The following is a 19,600-nucleotide window of genomic DNA, read 5'->3' on the forward strand; positions in this document are numbered from 1 at the left end:
TACGCTTCCGGCCGCATCCCGCTATGCTGATGCAAACGCTTCATCCCCGATGCGCCGCTGTCGGATCGACCGCTGCCACTCTTTCCGATCGGGCCTGACGAGGGATGTGGCGTCATCTTTCCTCACTTAAACTAGACTCGAAGGGAGGTTCAACGATGGGAACGACGAACGCCGCCGCCGGCCTGCAGACGCAGGCCCAGCCGCAAAAGCGCCGGGGCTGGAGGCGGATTTTGCGCAACTGGGAGCTGTACGCGTTCATCGCCCCGGCTTTCTTCTATTTCCTGATCTTCGCCTACGGGCCGATGTACGGCATCCAGATCGCGTTCAAGAACTACGTGCCGACGCTTGGCTTCGCCGGCAGTCCGTGGGTCGGATTCGACCACTTCACCCGCTTCTTCAACTCCTATTATTTCTGGGACCTGATCTGGAACACGCTGAGCATCAGCCTGTACGAGCTGGCCGTCGGCTTCCCGATTCCGATCATCCTGGCGCTCGCGTTCAACGAGGTGAAGAACGGCTGGTTCAAAAAGACCGTGCAGACCGTCACCTACGCGCCGCACTTCATCTCCGTCGTCGTCATGGCCGGCATGATCATCACCTTCCTGTCGCCGTCGACCGGCATCATCACCCACATGCTCGAGTGGATCGGGCTCGATCCGCCCGACTTCCTGACCGATCCGCGCTGGTTCAAGACGATGTACGTCCTCTCCGGCGTCTGGCAAGGAGCGGGCTGGGGCACGATCATCTACCTCGCCGCCCTGTCGGGAGTCGATCCCGGCCTGCACGAGGCCGCGATTATCGACGGCGCGAGCCGCTTCCAGCGGCTGCGGCACATCAACATCCCGACGCTCGTGCCGACGATGACGATCCTGCTCATCCTGAACATCGGCAGCCTGCTCAGCGTCGGCTTCGAGAAGATTCTGCTGCTGCAGAATCCGCTCAACATGGAAGCGTCGAACATCATCGCGACGTTCGTGTACAAGGCGGGCCTCGTCGATGCCCAGTACAGCTTCTCGACCGCCGTCGGCCTGTTCAACTCCGTCATCAACTGCATCCTGCTCGTCGCCATCAACCAGATCGTCCGCCGCACGAGCGAGAACAGCCTGTGGTGACGCGAATCCGATTCCGCCGAAAGGAGGCCTGCCGTCCATGACCAGCCAAGCGATCAAGGAATCGCGCGGAGACCGCGTCTTCCTCGTCGCCAACTACCTGTACCTGCTGATCGCGCTCGTCATCGTCGCCTATCCGGTCCTCTACATGCTGAGCGCCTCGATCAGCAGTCCGCAGGCGGTCGGCTCGGGCGAGATGTGGCTTTTCCCGAAGGGCATTACCTTCGAGGGCTACGAGCGCGTGTTCCAGGACAACCGGATCTGGAGCGGCTATGCCAACACGATCCTCTATACCGTCACGGGCACGCTCGTCAGCCTCGCGGTGACGCTGCCGGCGGCCTACGCCCTGGCGCGCCGCGACTTCGTCGGCCGGAACTTCTTCATGGCGATGTTCATGGTCACGATGTTTTTCGGAGGCGGCCTCGTCCCCTCCTACCTGCTCGTGAAGGATCTGGGCATGATCGACACGATCTGGGCGATCATCCTGCCCGGCGCCGCCTCGATCTACAACATCATCGTCACCCGCACGTTCTTCATGTCCACCATCCCGAGGGAGCTCGAGGAGGCGGCCCAGATCGACGGCGCCTCGACGACCCGCCTGTTCCTCACCGTCGTGCTGCCGCTGTCGATGCCGATCGTCGCCGTCATGGCGCTGTTCTACGGCGTCGGCCAGTGGAACAGCTACTTCTCGGCGCTCATCTACCTCAACGATGAGACGAAGTACCCGCTGCAGATCATCCTGCGCCAGATCCTCGTGCTGCAGGAGATGTCCGCCCAGACGGGCGGAGGCATGATCGACGCCTCTACCGCCTCGGCGCTCAACAACAAGGCCGAGATCGCCGCGCTCGTCAAGTATGCGGTCATCATCGTCGCCACGCTGCCGATCATCGTCATCTATCCGTTCCTGCAGCGCTATTTCGTGCAAGGGGTCATGATCGGCTCGGTCAAAGGCTGAGCCGCAAGAAAGCGTTATACTACATTCAAGGGGGAATACGACGATGTGGACCAAACCTCGCACCAACCTCAGCAAGCTGCTGACGACCGCCATCGGCATGAGCCTGCTGGCGGGCTCCCTGGCCGCCTGCTCCGGCACGAACTCCGGCGCGGACAACGGCTCGGCCGGCCAAGGCGGCTCCGCCGGCAACGCCGGCGCGGCCGATTCGGCCGTCGCCAAGGAAGGCATGCCGATCGTGCAGGAGCCGATCACGCTGTCGCTGATGGCGCCGGACGTCGGCCACGCCAAGTGGGAGGACATGGCGGTGCTGAAGGAAATGGAGAAGCTGACGAACATCAAGCTGACGTTCCAGAACGCGCCGCAGGACAGCTTCGAGACGAAGAAGAACCTCGTCTTCGCGAGCGGCAGCTACCCGGACATCTTCTACGCGGCCGACCTCAAGCCGGCGGAGCAGGTGACGTACGGCTCGCAGGGCGTGCTCATCCCGCTCGAAGGACTGATCGACGGCGGCTACGCGCCCAATCTGAAAAAGATCCTCGATGAGAACCCTCAGATCCGCAAAAACATCACGACCCCGGACGGCCACATCTACGCGCTGCCGAACGTCGATCTGACGGCCGTCTGGTACCGGAGCCCGATGTGGTACAACGGCTCCTTCCTGAAGAAGCTCGGCGTCTCGGAGCTGCCGAAGACGACCGACGAATTCTACGCCTACCTCAAGCGCGTGAAGGCGGAGGACGCGAACGGCAACGGCAAGGCGGACGAGATCCCGCTGACGAGCACGAAGCTCGACGACCTGCGCATGTTCTTCTTCGGCTTCTGGGGCATGTACGACGAAGTCATCTACGCCGACAAGGACGGCAAGGTCCACTACTCTCCGCAGGAGGAAGGCTACAAAGGCTACCTGACGTTCATGAACAAGCTGTGGAGCGAGGAGCTGCTCGACCACGAGACGTTCTCGCAGACCGACGAGCAGAAGAAGGCCAAGGGCAAGAACAACCAGGTCGCCGTATTCAACGACTACTATCCGTACTTCACGATGGGCGGCGAGCCGAGCCGCGAGCATCCGATGATGCAGCCGCTGCAGAGCGAGATCGCCGGCACGCCGGTGTACGGCAAGCATCCGGGCCAGTCGGCCAACGGCGTGTTCGCGATTTCCAAGACCAACCCGAACCCCGAGGCGACGATGCGCTGGGCCGACTACCAGTACGGCTACGAGGGCTCGCTGCTGTTCAGCCAGGGCCCGGAGAACGTGCTGTGGAAATACAGCGACAAGGCGACGCTCACGAAGGAGCCGCTGGAAGTGCCGGGCGGCGGCAGCCGCGACGATTACAAGGGCACGCTGACGCCGAACTACGGCATCCTGCCTCCGGGCGTCAACCTGCCGGAGAACAACAAGGGGCTGCAGTCGGACTTCGACGCCTTCATCGCCGAGGAGAACGAGAAGAAGCTCGTGCCGATCGGCAAGATTCCGTTCCCGAACGTGTTCCTGACGCCAGAGGAGCAGTCCGAGGTGACGGCGATGCTGTCCGACATGAACCCGTACGTCGAGCAGATGGAAGCGAAGTTCATCACCGGCCAGGAGCCGCTCTCCGGCTGGGACAAGTACGCCGCCCAGCTGAAGAAGATGGGCAGCGACCGCATCGTCGAGATCTACCAGGCGGCTTACGACCGCTGGAACGGCTCGAAGTAAGGCGCGAGGCGCGGGCGCGGCGTTCCGCTAGGCGCGGGCGCGGCGACAAGACGCTATTCGCTCCGAATCGGGCGAATGCAAAAGCTAACGAAACTGACCCGCGTTATGGGGCGATAAGTCGCTGAAAAACCCGCTTTATCAACGGAATAACGTTTGTGGGTTTCGTTAAAAAATCCGAACGGCGATTTTCAGCAAAATAGCGCCGCTCTGTTTCGTTAGAAAAGCGACTCGGGACGCAAACAAGCCCGGAGGGACCAAGCAGCGGCTGCTCCTGCTTCGTTCGTCCGGGCTTGCTTGTTTTTGCCGGGCTCCATGGCCGCCCACTCGCAAGGCGCTCCGACAAGGGAACTTCTTCCCTTGTTCCGCCAGCCCGCCGACGCGCTCGCCCGAGCGGGCTACTCCGCGCCGGCGCCGCCTCCCGGCTCGCCGCGCTTGCGGTATTGGCCCGGCGTCATGCCGGTCTCCTTCTTGAACTTGCGGATGAAGTTCGGCGTATCGAGGTACCCGACCCGCTGGATGATGTCCTTGAGCGGATCGGCCGTAGCGTCGAGCTGGCGCTTGACCTCGTCGATCCGCAGCTGCCAGACGTAGGCGGTGAAGTTGAGGCCCGTCTTCTCCTTGAAGGAGCGGCTGAAGTGCGACGGCGAGATGCCGTGCTCGTCGGCGACCGACTCGAGGCTGAGCGAATGGTCGGCATAGCGCTCATGGATGTGCTGCACGGCGCGGTCCATCAGCGAGCGCTCCTCCGTGAGCGAGCGGGATTCCGCCTGCGAGCAGATCTGCGCGGCGAGGCCGAGCAGCGCCTGCTCCAGCGCGTCCGGCGAGCGGAAAGCCGACGGCGGAGGCAGCTGGCGAGCCAGCGGGCCGAGCTCGGGCGCAGAGCGCAGCATCGTGCCCTGCACCTCGTAGCCCATCGCCCGCAGCAGCGGAGCGGAGGCGACGCTGGCGCGGATGGCGGCCACGCATTCGGCAATCGTCGCCGCGGCCACCTCGTAGCTGCCTTGCTTGAGCGCCTGCGCCAGCTTGAGCAGCGGGCCGGCCGGCAGCCAGCTCGCCTCCTCCCGCAGCTCGGGAATGAGATCAAATCGCTGCGCCGTCCCCGCTCCGGCGGCCTGGGCCGACTCGAACGCGGACAGCGCCTCGATGTACGACTGGCTGAGCGGCCCCGGCCCCTCGTACAGCCGGCCCGCGCCGATCGTCGGCCGGATCGCGCCTGCGTCCTCGAGCAGCGGCCGCAGCTTCCCCAGCACAATGCCGAGCGGATCGGACCGCTCTCCGTCCGGCCCCTTCATGCCGACGATGAACGCCATGCGCCGCGGCTCCGGCAGCTCCACGCCGTAGACGGCCGCATCCGCTTCCGGGATGGAGAGGCTGCGCAGCCTTCCGTAGACGGAGCCCGCCTCCGGCTGCTCCTCCTCCCAGCCGGCGACGAGCACCGCATAGCGCTCCCGGTCGAATCCGAGCTGAAGCGCTTGCAGCAGCTCGGGCGCGACGCTGCCGGAGCCGCCGTGTTTGAGCAGCATGAGGAGAAAATGATTGCGCGCATACGGCTCCTGCAGATCCGCCATGCGGGTCGAATACTGCAGCACGCTGCGGATCCGGCCCAGCTCGTCCGCCGCCTTGGCCGCGCCGGGCTGCCGGGCGCTGGAGCTGGCATAGGCGGCCAGATCGGAGATCGGGCCGTAGTGGCGCCGCGCCATGATCAGCGCGAGGCCCGCCCCGCCCGCCGCGACCGCGCCGAGCAGCAGCACGAGAATGTTGCGCAGCTCGACGACGCTCGAGAAGAACTGGCTGCTCGGCACCGCCGTCACATAGGTCCAGCCGTTCTGCTCCGACTTGACCGAGACGACGGAGTGCTTCGTGCCGTTCAGCTCGAGGCTGTGCGTCCCTTCGGGCTGGCGGAACAGGCGGCGGATGTCGTCCGGGCCGAGCGACTCTCCCCGCCGCGTCGCCGTCAGCACCTGGCCCTTGTCGTCGAATACGAAGGTCGAGCCTTGGTAGCTGCCGAGGATCGAGGCGATCAGGCCGCCGAGCTGAGACTCCTCGATGAGGTACAGCACGGTGGCATGCGGATTAGGGCTGCCGGGCGTGATCGGCACCATATAGGCGAGCATCGACTGCTGGAGGCCGGCGGTGCGCTGAACGAGATCCGCCGGCCGCATGGCCGGGAACTTCGCCTCGTCGAGATCCGTCTCCACCGTGCGGGACGGCCAGTTGTGAAAGGCGTAGCGCTCGTGGAAGACGTCCATTCCGGACATGCCTTTCGACGAGAAGATCCGGTCGTCGCCATGGAAATACAAGAACAGCTCGCCGATCATGGCGCTCGTCGCCATGTACTGGTCCAGCGCCTGGATCGCCTCGCTGCCGTAATAGGGGTCATGGGTCCGGTAGTTGGTCAGCCGGGTATCGTAGGCGATGCGGGTGGCGATCATCGAGAGCTCGCGCATCCTCGAGTCCACAGTATGGCGAGCCTGCGCGAGCTGATTGTAGTGGGCCCGCTCCACCTCGCGCTGCAGGTTGCCCGTCGCGCTCTGCGAGATGGCTCCCGCGAACAGCAGCAGCGGCACGAGCAGGATGAGCAGATAGGACAAAGCATAGTTCAGAAACAAACGCGATTTCAGGTAGCTCATGAGTACGGTCCGCCCTCCCGGATGCAGGTTGCCTTTTTCGCCGGCCTCTCCCTTTTCGCCCTGAATTGACCTAACAGCCTAACTGAACCAAACTAGGGTTGCCGTTTCATCATAACAGAGCCGCAAGCCGATTTGAACGCTCTTTCCGTCCTGCCGATCCGAATGAACCGAAGGAGGAATTCCTATGAACGACCGACCTTCCGAAGCGAGCCTGACCCTCGGAATCGATCCGAGCGCCCGCTCGGGCGCGGCATCCGAGCCCTCGGAGCCGCTTCCAGCCGGCCTCCCGCTTGAGGCCCTGGAGGACGGAGACGTCCAGGAGGGCGTCCACAACTACAGCCGCGAGGAGGACTATGTCTGGCCGGACGAACCGCTGCTGCGCGAGCGGCTGGAATGGTTCCGCGACCAGAAGCTCGGCCTGATGATGCACTGGGGGCCCTACTCCCAGCTCGGCATCGTCGAGTCGTGGGCGCTGGACGACGTCGACGCCGAATGGTCCCGCGAAAGCGTCGATTGGACCGACGATCCGGCGCGCATCAAGCGCGAGGTCGCGGGGCTGAACCGCACGTTCAACCCGCTCCGCTTCCAGCCGGAGCGGTGGGCGGAGCTTGCCGCCGACAACGGCTTCCGCTACTTGAACTTCACGACCAAGCATCACGACGGCTTCTGCATGTGGGACACCAAGACGACCGGCTACTCCGTCACCGGCCGCGACACGCCCTTCCATACGCATCCCTACGCCGATGTCTGCCGCGCGCTGTTCGACGCCTTCCGCGCCCGCGGGCTGGCGATCAGCGCCTACTTCTCCAAGGCGGACTGGCATACGCCGTACTACTGGTCGCCCGACATGCCGCGCGAGCGCACGAGCCGCGGGCCGTCCTACGATCCGGCCGAGCATCCCTCGCTGTGGGAAAAGTTCGTCTCCTACACGCATGAGCAGCTCGACGAGCTGCTCACGCATTACGGCCGGATCGACATGCTGTGGCTGGACGCCGGCTGGGTCGGCCCGCGCAGCGGCCAGGACATCCGGCTCGGCGAGGCCGTCGAGCGGGCGCGGCTGCGGCAGCCTTGGCTGCTGTCGGCGGACCGCACGATCGGCGGACCGTACGAGAACGTCGTGACGCCGGAGCAGACGCTGCCGGAGCGCCCGATGTTCATTCCTTGGGAAAGCTGCATCACGATGGGCACGGCGTTCAGCTTCCGTTACGAGGACGAGTACAAAAGCGTGCGCGAGCTCGTGCATCTGCTCGTCGAGATCGTCGCCAAAGGCGGCAACCTGGCGCTCAACGTCGCCCCGCAGCCCGACGGCAGGCTGCCGCGCACGGCGATCGAGCGCATGAACGGGCTCGGCGCGTGGCTTCGCTCGAACGGCGAGGCGATCTACGGCACGCGTCCGATCGCGCCTTACGGGGACGGCAGCTGGTTCTTCACCGCGAAGCAGGGCTTCGTTTATGCGATCCGCCTTTATGCCGAGGGAGAGGCGGTCGGGGAGCGACTGGAGCTGCCGGAGCTGCCGGGCGGCATCGGCTGCGGCCCGGCTGCGGGCCGCTCGTCCGCGACGGACCGAGCGCCGGTCGGGGCGCACGCCTCGGCGCGGGACGGCTTTGGGCCGGCCGCCGACGCCTTGGGGCCGAGCGGCTTCGTCTCGGCCGAGGCTCTCGCCGGCCCTGCCGGCGATCCGCTTCCCGCGCCGCTGGAGCGCAGCGGCGCGGGCTGGACGCTGACGGTGCCCGAGCGCCTGCGCTCGGAGCCGAATCCGCTCGCGCTCGTTTTTCGACTGACCGGAGCCCAAGAAGGAGGCCAATGAGATGAAGCTGGGACTGAGCACGTACAGCCTGCTGAACGCGATCAAGGCGGGAGAAATGACCGTGCTGGACGCGATCGACTGGATCGCGGACAACGGAGGCGAGCATATGGAAATGGTGCCGTACGGGTACACGCTCGTGGACGATCCAAAGCTGGCGGACGCCGTGCGGGAGAAGGCCGCGGCGCGCGGCATCGAGCTGTCCAACTACTGCCTGCCGGCCAACTTCGCGCAGGAGACGCCGGAGGCGTTCGAGGAGGAGGTGCGGCGCGTGCAGCGGCATGTCGACCTGTGCGCCCGACTCGGCGTGCGCCACATGCGGCATGACGTGACCGCGTTCACGATTCCGGCGGAGCAGATGGGCATCGGCTGGTTCGACGACCGCTTCGAGGAGATGGTCGAGGGCTCCCGGCGCATCGCCGACTATGCCGCTCCGCTCGGCATCACGACGACGATCGAGAACCACGGCTTCAGCGCCCAGGCGAGCGACCGGGTGCAGCGCATCCTGCGAGCCGTCGGCCGGCCGAACTTCCGCACGACGCTCGATGTCGGCAACTTCCTGTGCGTCGACGAGGACCCGGTCGTCGGCGTCATGAACAACCTGCCCTATGCCTCCTTCGTGCACTTCAAGGACTTCTACGTCCGTCCCGAGGACGAGAACCCCGGCGGCGGCGTCTGGTTCCGCAGCTCGCACGGCAAGTATCTGCGCGGCGCGATCGTCGGCCACGGCGACCTGCCGATCCGCAAGCTGATCCGCCTCATCCGCGCTTCCGGCTACGACGGCTACATTACGGTGGAGTTCGAGGGCATGGAGGAATGCCGGGCGGCATCGCGCATCGCGATGGACAACATGCGGCGGCTGTGGGAGGAGTGCGGGGCATGACAAGAAGCTATATCCGCGCGGGATATGTGAACGACCATCATCTGCCGCTGCTGACGGACCGCGATCTGGCGCAGCTGACGCATCTCAACCTGGCCTTCGCCCATGTGCGGGAGGACGCGATCCAGACTTCGCATCTGCGCCACGTCGACGCGCTGCTCCGAATCCGTTCCTCCTACCCGCAGCTCAAGCTTCTGCTCTCCGTCGGCGGCTGGAGCGCCGGAGGGTTCTCCGAAGCCGCCTCCACGGCCGAAGGCCGCGCCCGCATGGCCGCCTCCGCCCTGCAAGCGCTCGAGCAGCTGCCGCTGGACGGCATCGACCTCGACTGGGAGTACCCGAGCTACAGCGTCGCCGGCATCGCAGGCCATCGGGACGACAAGCGGACGTTCACGCTGCTGCTGCGGGAGCTGCGCGAGGCGCTCGACGCCAAGAGCCGGGCGGACGGGCGGACGTACCTGCTTACGATCGCCGCCGGAGCGGACCAATACTACCTGGACGGCACGGACATGGGCGAGGTCCATCCTTTGCTGGATTTCATCCAGCTCATGACCTACGACATGCGCGGCGGCTTCCAGGTGCTGACCGGCCATCACACGAACCTGTTCACGCCGCCGGGCGACCTGTTCCGCATCAGCGCCGACGCTTCGGCCAGGCTGTTCGAGGCCGCCGGCGTGCCGCGAGAGAAGCTCGTGCTCGGAGCGGCGTTCTATTCCCGTCTCTGGCGCGGGGTGCCGGACCGGCAGCAGGGCCTGCATCAGATGGCGGCCACGACAGGCGGATACGGACCCGACTTCACCGAGCTCGACGAGGCGTATATCGGAAAGAACGGCTTCGAGCGCTACTGGGACGAGGATGCCCAGGCGCCGTACCTGTTCGACGGGCAGACGTTCATCTCCTATGACGACGAGCAGTCCATCGCAGCCAAGTGCGCCTACATCGCCGAGCGCGGTCTCGGCGGCCTCATGTTCTGGGAGTACGGCCTCGACCGGACGGGACGGCTGATCGCGGCGATGGCTCGCGGCCTCGGCGGCTGAGCCGCTGTGGCACGCCGAGCCTTACGGGACCGGCGCCGGCCGGGCGAAGCCTTTTTGCATGGCGTTACCGGAACGGAAGCTCCAAAAGCCTCTCTCCACTCGCACTCTGCGGTGGAGGAGGCTTTTTTCTTGCCGTCACCCGCCCGAGAGCCGCTCTTCCGCGAGCCGCAGGGCGGCCTCCGATGCCGGAATGCCGCGCTCTTCGGCCAGATCGAGCACGTCGAGCAGCGTCTGCCCGACGGCCTCCACGTTTCGCTTCAGCCGCGCCTTGCCGAGCCCCTGCAGCTCGCCGGCCGTGATGATGATGCCTCCGGCATTTACGATGAAGTCCGGCGCATACAGGATGCCGCGCTCGTGCAGCAGCTCGCCGTGCCGCTCCATCAGCAGCTGGTTGTTGGCCGCGCCGACGACCATCCGGCATTTCAGCCGGGGGATCGTCCGGTCGTCCAGCACGCCGCCTGCCGCGCACGGCGCATAAATGTCGCAGGCCGTGCCGGCGACGTGCTCGGTCCTGACCCTTTTCGCCCCGAAAAGCCGGATCGCCTCCGCTTCGGCTTTTGGATTCAGATCGGAGACGAGGAGCCGCGCGCCATCCTCGTACAAATAGCGGCATAACCGGCGGCCGACCTTGCCGAGCCCCTGCACGAGCACCTTCAGGTCATGCAGCGTCGGCAGGTTCATCTCCCTCTTCACTGCGGCGCGCATCGCCAGGTAGACGCCGTACGCGGTCATTTCCGCCGTGAATTCGTCGGTGGCCATGATCGTGCCGGTCGTATCGGTCACATGCTTCGTCCGCGTCCGGATCGCATCCATGTCGCGGATCGTCGTGCCGAGATCGAGGCCGGCGACATAACGTCCGCCAAGACGCTCGATCTGAGTGCCGAGCGCTTGAAAAAGCCGCGTGCGCGCGGCCTCGTCCGTCTCTCCCGCCTTCCACGGATCTCCATCGTCCTGCCAGACGACAGCCTTTCCTCCGCCGTACGGGAGCCGGTAGGCTGCGTTTTTATAGGTCATGCCCTTCGCCAACCTCATCGCATCCCGCAGCGCCTCCTCCTCGGAGCCGTAGCGCTTCATCCGGCAGCCGCCGAGCGCCGGGCCGGACCGCGTATCGTGCAGGACGACGATCGCCTTCAGCCCGCTTGGCGCATCGTGGCACAGCATGACCTGCTCATGCGACTCCTGAATTATTTCCCGGAAAATATCCATGCTCCGTCCCCCCCTTGTCCTTCGCGGACTACAGTGTATGCGGGGAGGCGCTCCCGATATGCGGTCCGCGTCCGCCACGCTTTAGGAAGCCGGCTCCCCGACGGCGCCGAAGCTCGCTCGAGCAGGCGGCGGCGCCGCTTTTCCGGAACGCCGGGATGCGGCCTCGGCGCCTCGGCCAGGCTCCTATGCCGGTCTGGCTTGACCCGAATGGGCGATGGCTGGAATTGCGCTCCTGCACATTTGTACCGAAGGCCCAATCGCCCTGCCCTCCCGCTTCGTATGATGTCGCATACCACAAGAAAGGGGATTGACACCATGTCTTATGGAGTTGGCGGTGTTGGTGGTGTCGGCGCGGGCTGCGTCGGCGGCTGGGGCTACTCGAGCATCGGAGCCATTCTGGTTCTCTTCATCCTGCTGGTCATTATCAGCCGCGCATTTCTCTGCTAGTACTACCTGACAAAATCGCGGCTTGATCCAACTTGAAGCGAAGTTCCCCCGCGGCAGCCGCCGCGGGGGATTTTGCATGCGCTCCTTTCCGCCTCGCAGCGGCGGCAGCGCCGCGGGCCGTCCGCTCTTGCAGCAGCGGCAGTGACGCGGGCCGTCCGCTCTTGCAGCGGCGGCAGTGACGCGGGCCGTCCGCTCTTGCAGCGGCGGCAGCGATCCGGACCGCACGCCACCAAGAGCGTGGCGGCAACCGCACATTTGTCCGCCCTGTCCGAACGTCCCGGCGAATCTCGCATATGCTGAGGTAACTTACGAGAAAAGGAGAATTGCCCCATGTCCGAGTTTGTCGAAGGCGTCGGAGTCGCCTCGGCTTCGCGCGGTCCTTCCTCGACCAGCATCATCCTCGTCCTGTTCATTTTGCTGGTCGTCATTTCCGGCGTTTTCTTCGTGTAGGTTGAAACGAACGCCAGCCGTCCCGCCGGCTGCTGCGCAGCCCCCGGCGGAGACAACGGAACAGCCATGAGAGAGGACGGCCGAACGGCCGCCCTCCCCCATGCCTCTCCGTGCTTTTTCCGCCCTTGCAGCCGGCCATCTCGGCTTATGCCCATTTATGCGCGAATGCCCTCCCTGCCCAAACATCCCGGCCGTCCCATGCGTATGATGTCTTATCTCAAGCGAAAGGGGATTTGACAAATGTCATACGGCGTTGGCGGTGTAGGTGGAGTCGGAGCAGGCTGTGGCGGAGTCGGTTACGGCGGTCTCTGGACGAACACGGGAGCGATTCTCGTTCTGTTCATTCTGCTGGTAATCATCAGCCGGGCGTTCCTCTACTAGTTCGCACAGAAGGAGCCCGCTCGAAGAGCGGATCGCGGACTCCCGCGAGCGGCATCCTGCCGGCTCGATCGAGAAATCGTAAACCGATTCAACTTGAAATAATCCATCCAACTTGAAAGGGGATTTGCACATGTCTTACGGTGTAGGCGGCGGAGCCGTCGGAGGAGCAGGCGTCGGTCCAGGTTGCGGCTATGGCGGTTTCGGCTACTCCAGCACGGGCGCCATTCTGGTTCTCTTCATTCTGCTGGTCATCATCAGCCGCGCTTTCCTGTACTAGATCTTTCCGAACCCGCTTCTTCGCAGCAGCGATCGCACTCAGCCAAAAGAACGCCCCTAGGGGCGTTCTTTTTTTGATCATTTTAAACTTATCCAATTAAAACCCCTTCCGTTCCCACGAATAAAACGGGTTTGATATGTACAATTTTATGATCAGAAACATGCGTCAATAAAGCCGACTTGCCGTAATGGGGAGGCTTATTTCGGTTTGGTTGGATTGCGGCTCGCTGCGAGGCGCGGCAAGCAGCCGGAAGGGAAAGCGACAGCAAGCGGAATGGAATGGCGCTAAACATGGAGCGGCGCGCGAACCGGTTAGGCGAAATAGAATACGCGGCGCAGCAATTCTCAACGAAGGAAGGACAGGTCCGCACGATCCGGGTTGGCGGTTGGACGAGCGGCCGGGTGCGGCCAGCCGCCGAATTCAGACGTTCAGCCGGCGCGATTCAACCGTGCTCGATGCGACGAAGCATGCCGAGGAGCAGCGGGCAGGCACCGCATTAGCGGACGCCGAAGGCTCGGGCGCCGTGCGAAAAATGGCCCTTATCAAAGGAAATCCGCATAAAATAGCGAAGAACGACGAAATCGAACGGATAAATCCGTCCGATTGGGCTTTTTTGGTCAAGAAAAGGTCGAAAAAGAGGGAGAGGTTGCTAATAAACCGAACATTTGTAGAGGTCCACCAAACAATAATGCGGAATATCCCGCTTCAAAACCCTCATTTCAAACGCAGGGCGGAAAATCGCCTCTTCCTCCCGAACGAACGGCTCGCCCGCTCCAAATGGCGCCGCTCAGGCCGACAGCAGGCAGCCAGGCAGCCAGGCGGCGGCATGACGCCGCAAGCCGAGCGCAGCTCCGCTTGCAGCGGAACAAAAAAGACAAGCTCCGCCGCGCTGCTTGCGCAGCAGGGAAGCTTGTCGGGTGGGATCGGGAATGACTTGCCGAGTCGAGCGGCGGCAGTTCAGGCGGGCACTCTGCCGGACCGCGCCTTACTGGCGGCGCTCTGCCGGACCGCGCCTTACTGGCGGCGCTCTGCCGATACGCGCCTTACTGGCGGCGCGCGATACGCGCCTTACTGGCGGCGCGCGATACGCGCCTTACTGGCGGCGCGCGATACGCGCCTTACTGGCGGCGCTCTGCCGGACCGCGCCTTACTGGCGGCGCGCGATACGCGCCTTACTGGCGGCGCGCGATACGCGCCTTACTGGCGGCGCTCTGCCGGACCGCGCCTTACTGGCGGCGCGCGATACGCGCCTTGCTAGCTACGGTCTTTCAGCTCGCCGATCTTCTCCTGCACCTCGCCCTTCGCCTTGTCGATCTTGCCTTCCGCCTGCAGGCGAGGATTGTCCGTCGCGTTGCCCCATTGATCCTTGACCTCGCCCTTTGCTTTGTTGACGGCGCCTTTTACTTTATCGCTCAGTCCATCTGCCATGTCTGATCGCTCCTTTTCGGTAAGGGTGGCCTTGCGGCATCTGGTTCTTCTTACCCGGAACGGGAAAGCGATAAACGAATCGCAGCCCGGCAAAGAGCCGCGCCCGCCTCGGACAAGGCTCTGAGAACGAAAAAGCCGCGCGGAAGGAATCGGAATTCCTTGCCGCGCGGCTGCTTGCCGAATCGCTTAGTAAGCCAGGGAGAACAGGCCGTTGATATGCGACAGGTAGCGGATGTTGGAGGCTTCCTTCATCAGCGTAGCCGGCAGGCCCTTCAGACGAGTCTGGTTGCCGCCGATCGTGCCGATCGCGTCCTTGCGGCCGAGCGAGCCCAGCGTACCGGAAAATACCGGCTGGAACGTATCGAGCGGATAGCCGTTGAAGTAGGCATGCAGGTTGTAGCCGATGAGCTCGCCCATCTGCCAGGCCAGCTGAGCCGTCGGAGGGAACGGACGGCCTTCCGGACCCATGACGACGGCGCTGTCGCCGGCGATGAAGACATCCGGGTGGGACGTCGACTGCAGTCCTTCCGTCACCGTCGCGCGGCCGCGGTTGACCTCGATGCCCGAGTTCGCCACGACAGCGGTGCCTTGCACGCCGCCGGTCCAGATGACCGTGCTCGACTCGATCGTGCTGCCGTCCTTCAGGGAAACGGTCTTGCCTTTCATCTCGGTGATCGGCAGGCCCGTCTTGAAGACGACGCCGCGCTTCTCGAGAGAAGTCGTCGCGCGCTCGACCAGCTCGGCCGGGAAGCCCGGGAGGATCGTCGGAGCGGCTTCGACGCAGTACAGGGACACGTCATCGTAGCTGATGCCGTGCTGCTTCACGAGGCCCGGCAGCATGTCGGCGAACTCGCCGACGAGCTCGATGCCCGTCAGGCCGCCGCCGCCGACGACAAAGGTCAGGTCGGCCTTGTCGCCGGACTGCTTGTATTTCGCCACGGAAGCCTCGACATGCGCCTTCAGCTTGTTGGCATCGGCGACGGACTTGAGCGTGAAGCTGTGCTCCTGCAGGCCCGGGATGCCGAAGAAGGCCGTTTCGGTGCCGAGGGCGATGACGAGCGCGTCATACGACAGCGTCGTGCCCGTGCCGAGCTTGACGGTTTTCTCGTCCGGCTTGATCTCGGTCACTTCGCCGATCTTCAGGTCGATGTCCTTGCCGCGCAGCAGCTTGTCGAGCGGCAGCGCGACGTTGCCCTCGGACAGGTTGCCGACGGCCAGACGGTGCAGCTCGGTGATGATTTGATGCGCATTGATGCGGTTGACGACCGTAATCTGGGCTTGCTCCGGCGTAAAATGCTTGCGCGCCGTCGTGGCAGCGAGAAGTCCGCCGTAGCCGCCGCCCAGGATAAGAATATGCTTGGCCATGTTCATCCTCCGTTCACGTTCTATCGGCCTCCGCGCGGGAGGACGGGATTCGTTCTAGTTCTTCTGCTTTTCCTTTTCGCCGAGCGCTTCGAGGAACGCCTGCGTGAAGCGCAGCGTGCGCTGCACGTTCGGATCCTTGAGCATGCGCAGCATGCCGAACAGGCCGACCGTGTTGGACTCGTTGGCCGCGTGGTCGCCTGCCTCGATCGCTGCTTGAGCGACCGTTTTCGTCTTGTCGACGATCGGCTTGACCATTTCGCCCAGGCCGCCGCCGAAGTCGCTCAGCAGCACCTTGTCGGTAGCGAGGGACTTGGCCACGTCATAGGAGCTGGTCATGAGGGTCACGATTTCGGCCAGCTTCGGAAGATTGTCGACGAGCACCGTAAGGGACTGCTGCACTTCCGGCTTCATGAGCTGGTCAAGAATGTCGCGCTGCTGCGCGGCGGCCGGCTCTTGCGTCGCCACCGCTGGAGTGGTTTGGTTGTCGGACATGGAAATACTTCCTCCTTTACTCTGGAAATGCGGTTCCGCCCCCATGCGGCCGCTGGACGGCCGGTCGGGGAGGCAATTCGCTTCGCTGCGGGATCGGCAGGCTCGCGGGCCGGGACGGCTTTGTACCAAATTTCACAAAACAAGGCGCAAAATCTTGCCCGTACCCGCTGACCTGCTGCACCCGGCCGCGAACGACGAGGGTCGGTCGCTTTCCCGGTCTTTGCGTTGTCGGCCCGTAAACGGCCCGGAACTTCTACACGTAAGTTTACAACTTAAACGACGGAACTGCAAAAGAAAAATGAGGATTCCCTCGACAGAATTTACAGGCCGCAAGCGTTTTATGCGCCCCCGCAGACGCCATCCGGAAAAATGGCGCCATTTCCCGGCGGGCGGCAGATTTGCGCGAGGCGATTGCCGGCGCGGACACGGCTCGGGGCCGCTTGTTAAGCTAACGGGCCGTCATGCGTAACTTTTAGGGAATGTAGACATCTAAATAACATAAGGAACGAGGAGGCGGACCATTCATGGGGGGAACGAATTTATGGGATGCGGAGTGGGAGGTCGACGAGGAGCAGGCGCGGACGCTGATCGGCAGACAATTCCCTCTGCTGTCATCGAAGCAAGTGAAGCGTTTGGGCTGGGGCTGGGACAATACGGTTTTTCTCATCGGGGATGAGTACGTGTTCCGGTTTCCAAGAAGAACATTTGCAATCGGCACGATTCGTATAGAAGGGAAGCTGCTGCCGAAGCTGGAGCCCTATATGACCATTCCCTATCCGAAACCATTGTTTTACGGCGAAGCAAGTGACGAATACCCGGCGCCATTTCTTGGCTATGCCTACGTGCCAGGAGATTTCCCCATCGGCTTGACGGAAGAACGCCGGGCTTTATCGGTAGAAAAGCTGGCGAAATTTTTGCGCAGATTGCATGAGTTTCCCGTGCAGGCGGCGCTGAAGGGCGGAGCTCGGCAAGATCATCGAAACTTGACGGACATCGCGTCGCGCAAAGTGCAAATGACGGGATTTCTATCGAAGGTGGTTGAACACTTGTCGCCGGAGGAGTCCGATGCGATCGAAGCGTATATGGGCAGGCTGCAAAAGGACCGTGTCGAGTCGGTGAATGTGCTGCTGCATGGCGATCTTCATTTCAAAAATATGCTTGTGAATGAGAACGGGATCGTTTCCGGCATCATTGATTGGGGCGATCTGAACGTAGGCCATCCGGCTTGCGATTTGAGCGTTGCTTATAGCTTTTTGCCGCCTTGCGCTCGCGGCGCGTTTTTCGAGACGTACGGAGGAGCGGACGAGGAAACGAAGCTGCTGGCGCGGCTGATCGCGGTATACATCCCCATCCTGATCTTGATGCAAGCGGTCGATGACGGGAATGAAGCGATTGCGGCAGAGGCGAAATCCAACATCATGCGGGCCTTGTCGGATTAGGCGTAAAAAAAGCGCATGGAACCGCTCGAGCGGTTCCATGCGCTAAAACCATAGGCGAGCCGGCAAAGCCGGCTCCTGGTCGGAGCACAGCCGGATGCGCAAAAACCGCGCGGCTGCTACATCCAACTGTCGATATCGTCATCGTCGATATCGTCTCCCTCAAGATCGACGCCGGCACTAGCGGCGTCAGCGACGTCGCCTTCCTCGCCAATGCCGCCGGCACTAGCGGCGTCAGCGATGCCGCCTTCCTCGCCTTCTTCTTCAGCGTCAGCGTAGCGATTTTGCTCGATCTCAACCTCAGCGGCCGCAGCCGCCTCGCCCGCGGCCGCCGACGCTTCGCCGGCCGCGGCAGCAAGCTCCGTCGGCGCCGTCAAGCCTGCGGAGGCGGCATAGGCCGCGCCGCCGCCCGCCGTTCCGGCCACGAGGATGCCCCTCTCGGCCGGAATGAACAATTGCAGATTCCGCACGCCGTTCGCGCGGATCTCATTTTCAACCAGATAACGGATCGAGTCCATCAGGTTCGACTGGCCGTTGATCCAGTCCATCACCTCGGGCGACTCGTTCTTCTTCGTCTTCAGGCTGATATTCTCTCCGGGCTGCTTGATCTTCTTCACCCGGCCTCACCCCCTGTGCGCCTTCGCCTGCTGTCGTTCTGTGCCGGCCTCAGGCCGGCTGCTTCGGGCCCTTGGCCTTGAGCGCCTCGAAGATCTTGCCGCGCACGAAGGCATCGAGGCCCTCGGCGTTCATCGTCACCGCATGCTCGGCCGGAATGTAGAGCAGCTTGATCTCGCGCTCCTCGCACAGCTCCTGGAGCATCGGCTGCAGGATCGGCTTCATGAGCACGCTGCCCCCGCCGTACACGCAGATGACGTCGATCTCGTTACGCGCCTTGGTCAGCTGCTTGCGGAGGTTCTGCACGATATGGCGGGCTTGTCCCTCGAGCGGACGGCGCAGCGTCTGGATCGCGCGGCTATGGTATTTATGCTGCGGGTTTTTGATGACGTCGCTGAAAAACTGGCGCGGGCTGTCCGGCAGATGCACGAGCCGGTTGAAGTCGTCGAGCGCTTCCTCGATCGCGTAGCCGGCGCCGTGATGGCTGCCGTGCACGAACTGGCGCAGGAACTTGTTGCCCTCGGTGATCGGATATTCCGTCGATCCGTCGCCGATGTCCGTATGCAGCACGCGCTTGTCCTTGAAGTACGAGCCGTTGAACTTGGACCCCAGCTCGTACGCTTCGACGAACTCGGCGAAAATGTCGCCCGAGCGCCAAGCGCCCTCGCGGTCCTTTTGCAGGGCGAATACGACCGGAGTCGCTTCCGGAATCGCCTTGACGTAGTCGAAGACGATGCTTACCGGCACGCGCATCTTGTTGAGGTGGACGGTGACGCGGTGCGTGCCCTCGGTGAACTTGGCTTCGAACTTCGCCGCGTTCTCGTCGGTATGCTGCGTGACCGGCAGCGCCGTCGCCATGTCGACCGTCACCTCGATCGGCTCGCTCGGCACGCCTTTGGCCTCGTCGTAGGCGCGCTGCACGGCTACCGCCGCGACCTGCGCAAGCGTGTTGATGATGGGCAGATCCATGTCGGCCTTGTTGTCGATGCCGATCTGCAGATTCTCCAGCAGCTCGCCGCTCATCAGGGCGAACTTGCCGATATAGTACATGCCCGGGCGCGCCGCCGGGGAATCGATCGTGACGATCAGCTGGTCCTGCAGGTTGCGGATGAAGCTCTCCGGCGGCAGCTCGTCGCTCCACGGAAGCTTGTCCACCCGGCAGCATACGTTCGGCTGGCGGATCATCTTGCCGTCGACGAACAGATCATGCTCGCTGTTGCCGTTGTCGTTGCCTACCTGAAAATGTACCTTCATGTTTCGGTTCCTCCTCGTCTCTCGGCTCGGGAGAGCGGTTGTGGCCGGCCTCGGCCGGCCGGGCGCGGGCGCGCCCTGTTCACGGCCAGGCGGTATTGCCTGGTAATATCATTCGACAGGGGCAGCGGTTTTCCTTCCGTAGTC

The 19,600-nt window shown here is 63.6% G+C and carries 18 protein-coding genes and 1 pseudogene; 12 read left to right on the forward strand and 7 right to left on the reverse strand.

What is annotated here, in order from left to right:
• Positions 1-155 precede the first annotated feature (155 nt).
• From NYE40_RS22845 to NYE40_RS22855, 3 genes are read left to right on the forward strand one after another with little or no spacing between them, the layout of a single operon-like run.
• On the forward strand, positions 156-1,112 hold the full coding sequence (locus NYE40_RS22845) for an ABC transporter permease subunit (protein ID WP_028598880.1): 957 nt from the start codon (positions 156-158) through the stop codon (positions 1,110-1,112).
• Between the two features lie 37 nt (positions 1,113-1,149).
• Positions 1,150-2,064 carry a carbohydrate ABC transporter permease gene (locus NYE40_RS22850; RefSeq protein ID WP_028598879.1) on the forward strand — a complete coding sequence of 305 codons (915 nt, stop codon included), beginning with the start codon at positions 1,150-1,152 and terminating at the stop codon, positions 2,062-2,064.
• Between the two features lie 43 nt (positions 2,065-2,107).
• Positions 2,108-3,757 carry an extracellular solute-binding protein gene (locus NYE40_RS22855; protein WP_228551754.1) on the forward strand — a complete coding sequence of 550 codons (1,650 nt, stop codon included), beginning with the start codon at positions 2,108-2,110 and terminating at the stop codon, positions 3,755-3,757.
• Between the two features lie 395 nt (positions 3,758-4,152).
• Here the strand turns inward: NYE40_RS22855 and NYE40_RS22860 are convergent, their stop codons facing one another.
• Complete coding sequence (locus NYE40_RS22860) at positions 4,153-6,387, reverse strand: AraC family transcriptional regulator (RefSeq protein ID WP_339279020.1); 2,235 nt, start codon at positions 6,385-6,387, stop codon at positions 4,153-4,155.
• A gap of 184 nt (positions 6,388-6,571) precedes the next feature.
• Here NYE40_RS22860 and NYE40_RS22865 point away from each other — a divergent pair, with 184 nt between their 5' ends.
• Genes NYE40_RS22865 through NYE40_RS22875 form a run of 3 tightly spaced genes read left to right on the forward strand, consistent with a single transcriptional unit; the run spans position 6,572 to position 10,105 of the window.
• Positions 6,572-8,194, forward strand: coding sequence for an alpha-L-fucosidase (locus NYE40_RS22865; protein WP_084137225.1), 1,623 nt, complete (start codon positions 6,572-6,574; stop codon positions 8,192-8,194).
• Position 8,195: 1 nt separating this feature from the next.
• Positions 8,196-9,074 (forward strand): sugar phosphate isomerase/epimerase family protein, encoded by an 879-nt coding sequence (locus tag NYE40_RS22870; RefSeq protein WP_028598876.1) that lies wholly within the window; start codon positions 8,196-8,198, stop codon positions 9,072-9,074.
• Positions 9,071-10,105 (forward strand): glycoside hydrolase family 18 protein, encoded by a 1,035-nt coding sequence (locus NYE40_RS22875; protein WP_028598875.1) that lies wholly within the window; start codon positions 9,071-9,073, stop codon positions 10,103-10,105. Before NYE40_RS22870 ends, NYE40_RS22875 begins: the two co-directional genes overlap by 4 nt.
• Before the next feature lie 135 nt (positions 10,106-10,240).
• Here NYE40_RS22875 and NYE40_RS22880 read toward each other — a convergent pair whose 3' ends face one another.
• Positions 10,241-11,311, reverse strand: coding sequence for a Glu/Leu/Phe/Val dehydrogenase dimerization domain-containing protein (locus NYE40_RS22880; protein WP_028598874.1), 1,071 nt, complete (start codon positions 11,309-11,311; stop codon positions 10,241-10,243).
• Between the two features lie 315 nt (positions 11,312-11,626).
• Between NYE40_RS22880 and NYE40_RS22885 the strand changes: the two genes are divergently transcribed.
• The 5 genes and pseudogenes from NYE40_RS22885 (at position 11,627) to NYE40_RS22905 (ending at position 14,124) form a co-directional block, all read left to right on the forward strand.
• Positions 11,627-11,758: a sporulation protein YjcZ gene (locus NYE40_RS22885; RefSeq protein WP_084137223.1), complete on the forward strand. Its 132-nt coding sequence runs from the start codon at positions 11,627-11,629 to the stop codon at positions 11,756-11,758.
• Between the two features lie 330 nt (positions 11,759-12,088).
• Complete coding sequence (locus NYE40_RS22890) at positions 12,089-12,208, forward strand: sporulation protein YjcZ (protein ID WP_194843469.1); 120 nt, start codon at positions 12,089-12,091, stop codon at positions 12,206-12,208.
• A 285-nt stretch (positions 12,209-12,493) separates the two neighbouring features.
• Positions 12,494-12,589, forward strand: a pseudogene (locus NYE40_RS22895) (YjcZ family sporulation protein); the annotation flags it as partial.
• Between the two features lie 130 nt (positions 12,590-12,719).
• Entirely contained in the window at positions 12,720-12,866 is a 147-nt protein-coding gene (locus NYE40_RS22900; RefSeq protein WP_164820184.1) for a hypothetical protein, read from the forward strand.
• Positions 12,867-13,314: 448 nt separating this feature from the next.
• Positions 13,315-14,124 (forward strand): hypothetical protein, encoded by an 810-nt coding sequence (locus NYE40_RS22905; RefSeq protein WP_339279021.1) that lies wholly within the window; start codon positions 13,315-13,317, stop codon positions 14,122-14,124.
• Here the strand turns inward: NYE40_RS22905 and NYE40_RS22910 are convergent.
• From NYE40_RS22910 to NYE40_RS22920, 3 genes are all read right to left on the reverse strand, one after another.
• Positions 14,121-14,294, reverse strand: coding sequence for a CsbD family protein (locus NYE40_RS22910; RefSeq protein WP_084137222.1), 174 nt, complete (start codon positions 14,292-14,294; stop codon positions 14,121-14,123). The two genes, NYE40_RS22905 and NYE40_RS22910, sit on opposite strands and share 4 nt — an antisense overlap.
• Positions 14,295-14,480: 186 nt before the next feature.
• Positions 14,481-15,659, reverse strand: coding sequence for an NAD(P)/FAD-dependent oxidoreductase (locus NYE40_RS22915; protein WP_028598872.1), 1,179 nt, complete (start codon positions 15,657-15,659; stop codon positions 14,481-14,483).
• A gap of 54 nt (positions 15,660-15,713) precedes the next feature.
• On the reverse strand, positions 15,714-16,151 hold the full coding sequence (locus NYE40_RS22920) for a DUF1641 domain-containing protein (protein WP_028598871.1): 438 nt from the start codon (positions 16,149-16,151) through the stop codon (positions 15,714-15,716).
• 524 nt (positions 16,152-16,675) lie between these two features.
• On the opposite strand from NYE40_RS22920, the gene NYE40_RS22925 reads away from it, so the two are divergent.
• On the forward strand, positions 16,676-17,590 hold the full coding sequence (locus tag NYE40_RS22925; RefSeq protein ID WP_339279022.1) for a phosphotransferase: 915 nt from the start codon (positions 16,676-16,678) through the stop codon (positions 17,588-17,590).
• 116 nt (positions 17,591-17,706) lie between these two features.
• Here the strand turns inward: NYE40_RS22925 and NYE40_RS22930 are convergent, their stop codons facing one another.
• Together NYE40_RS22930 and NYE40_RS22935 are read right to left on the reverse strand one after the other, a co-directional pair.
• Positions 17,707-18,204, reverse strand: a complete 498-nt coding sequence (locus NYE40_RS22930; protein ID WP_228551756.1) for a hypothetical protein — start codon at positions 18,202-18,204, stop codon at positions 17,707-17,709.
• A gap of 49 nt (positions 18,205-18,253) precedes the next feature.
• On the reverse strand, positions 18,254-19,456 hold the full coding sequence (locus NYE40_RS22935; protein WP_028598869.1) for a ParM/StbA family protein: 1,203 nt from the start codon (positions 19,454-19,456) through the stop codon (positions 18,254-18,256).
• Positions 19,457-19,600 lie beyond the last annotated feature (144 nt).

The sequence above is a fragment of the Paenibacillus sp. FSL W8-1187 genome (genome assembly GCF_037965485.1).
GTDB classification, from domain to species: domain Bacteria; phylum Bacillota; class Bacilli; order Paenibacillales; family Paenibacillaceae; genus Paenibacillus_O; species Paenibacillus_O pasadenensis.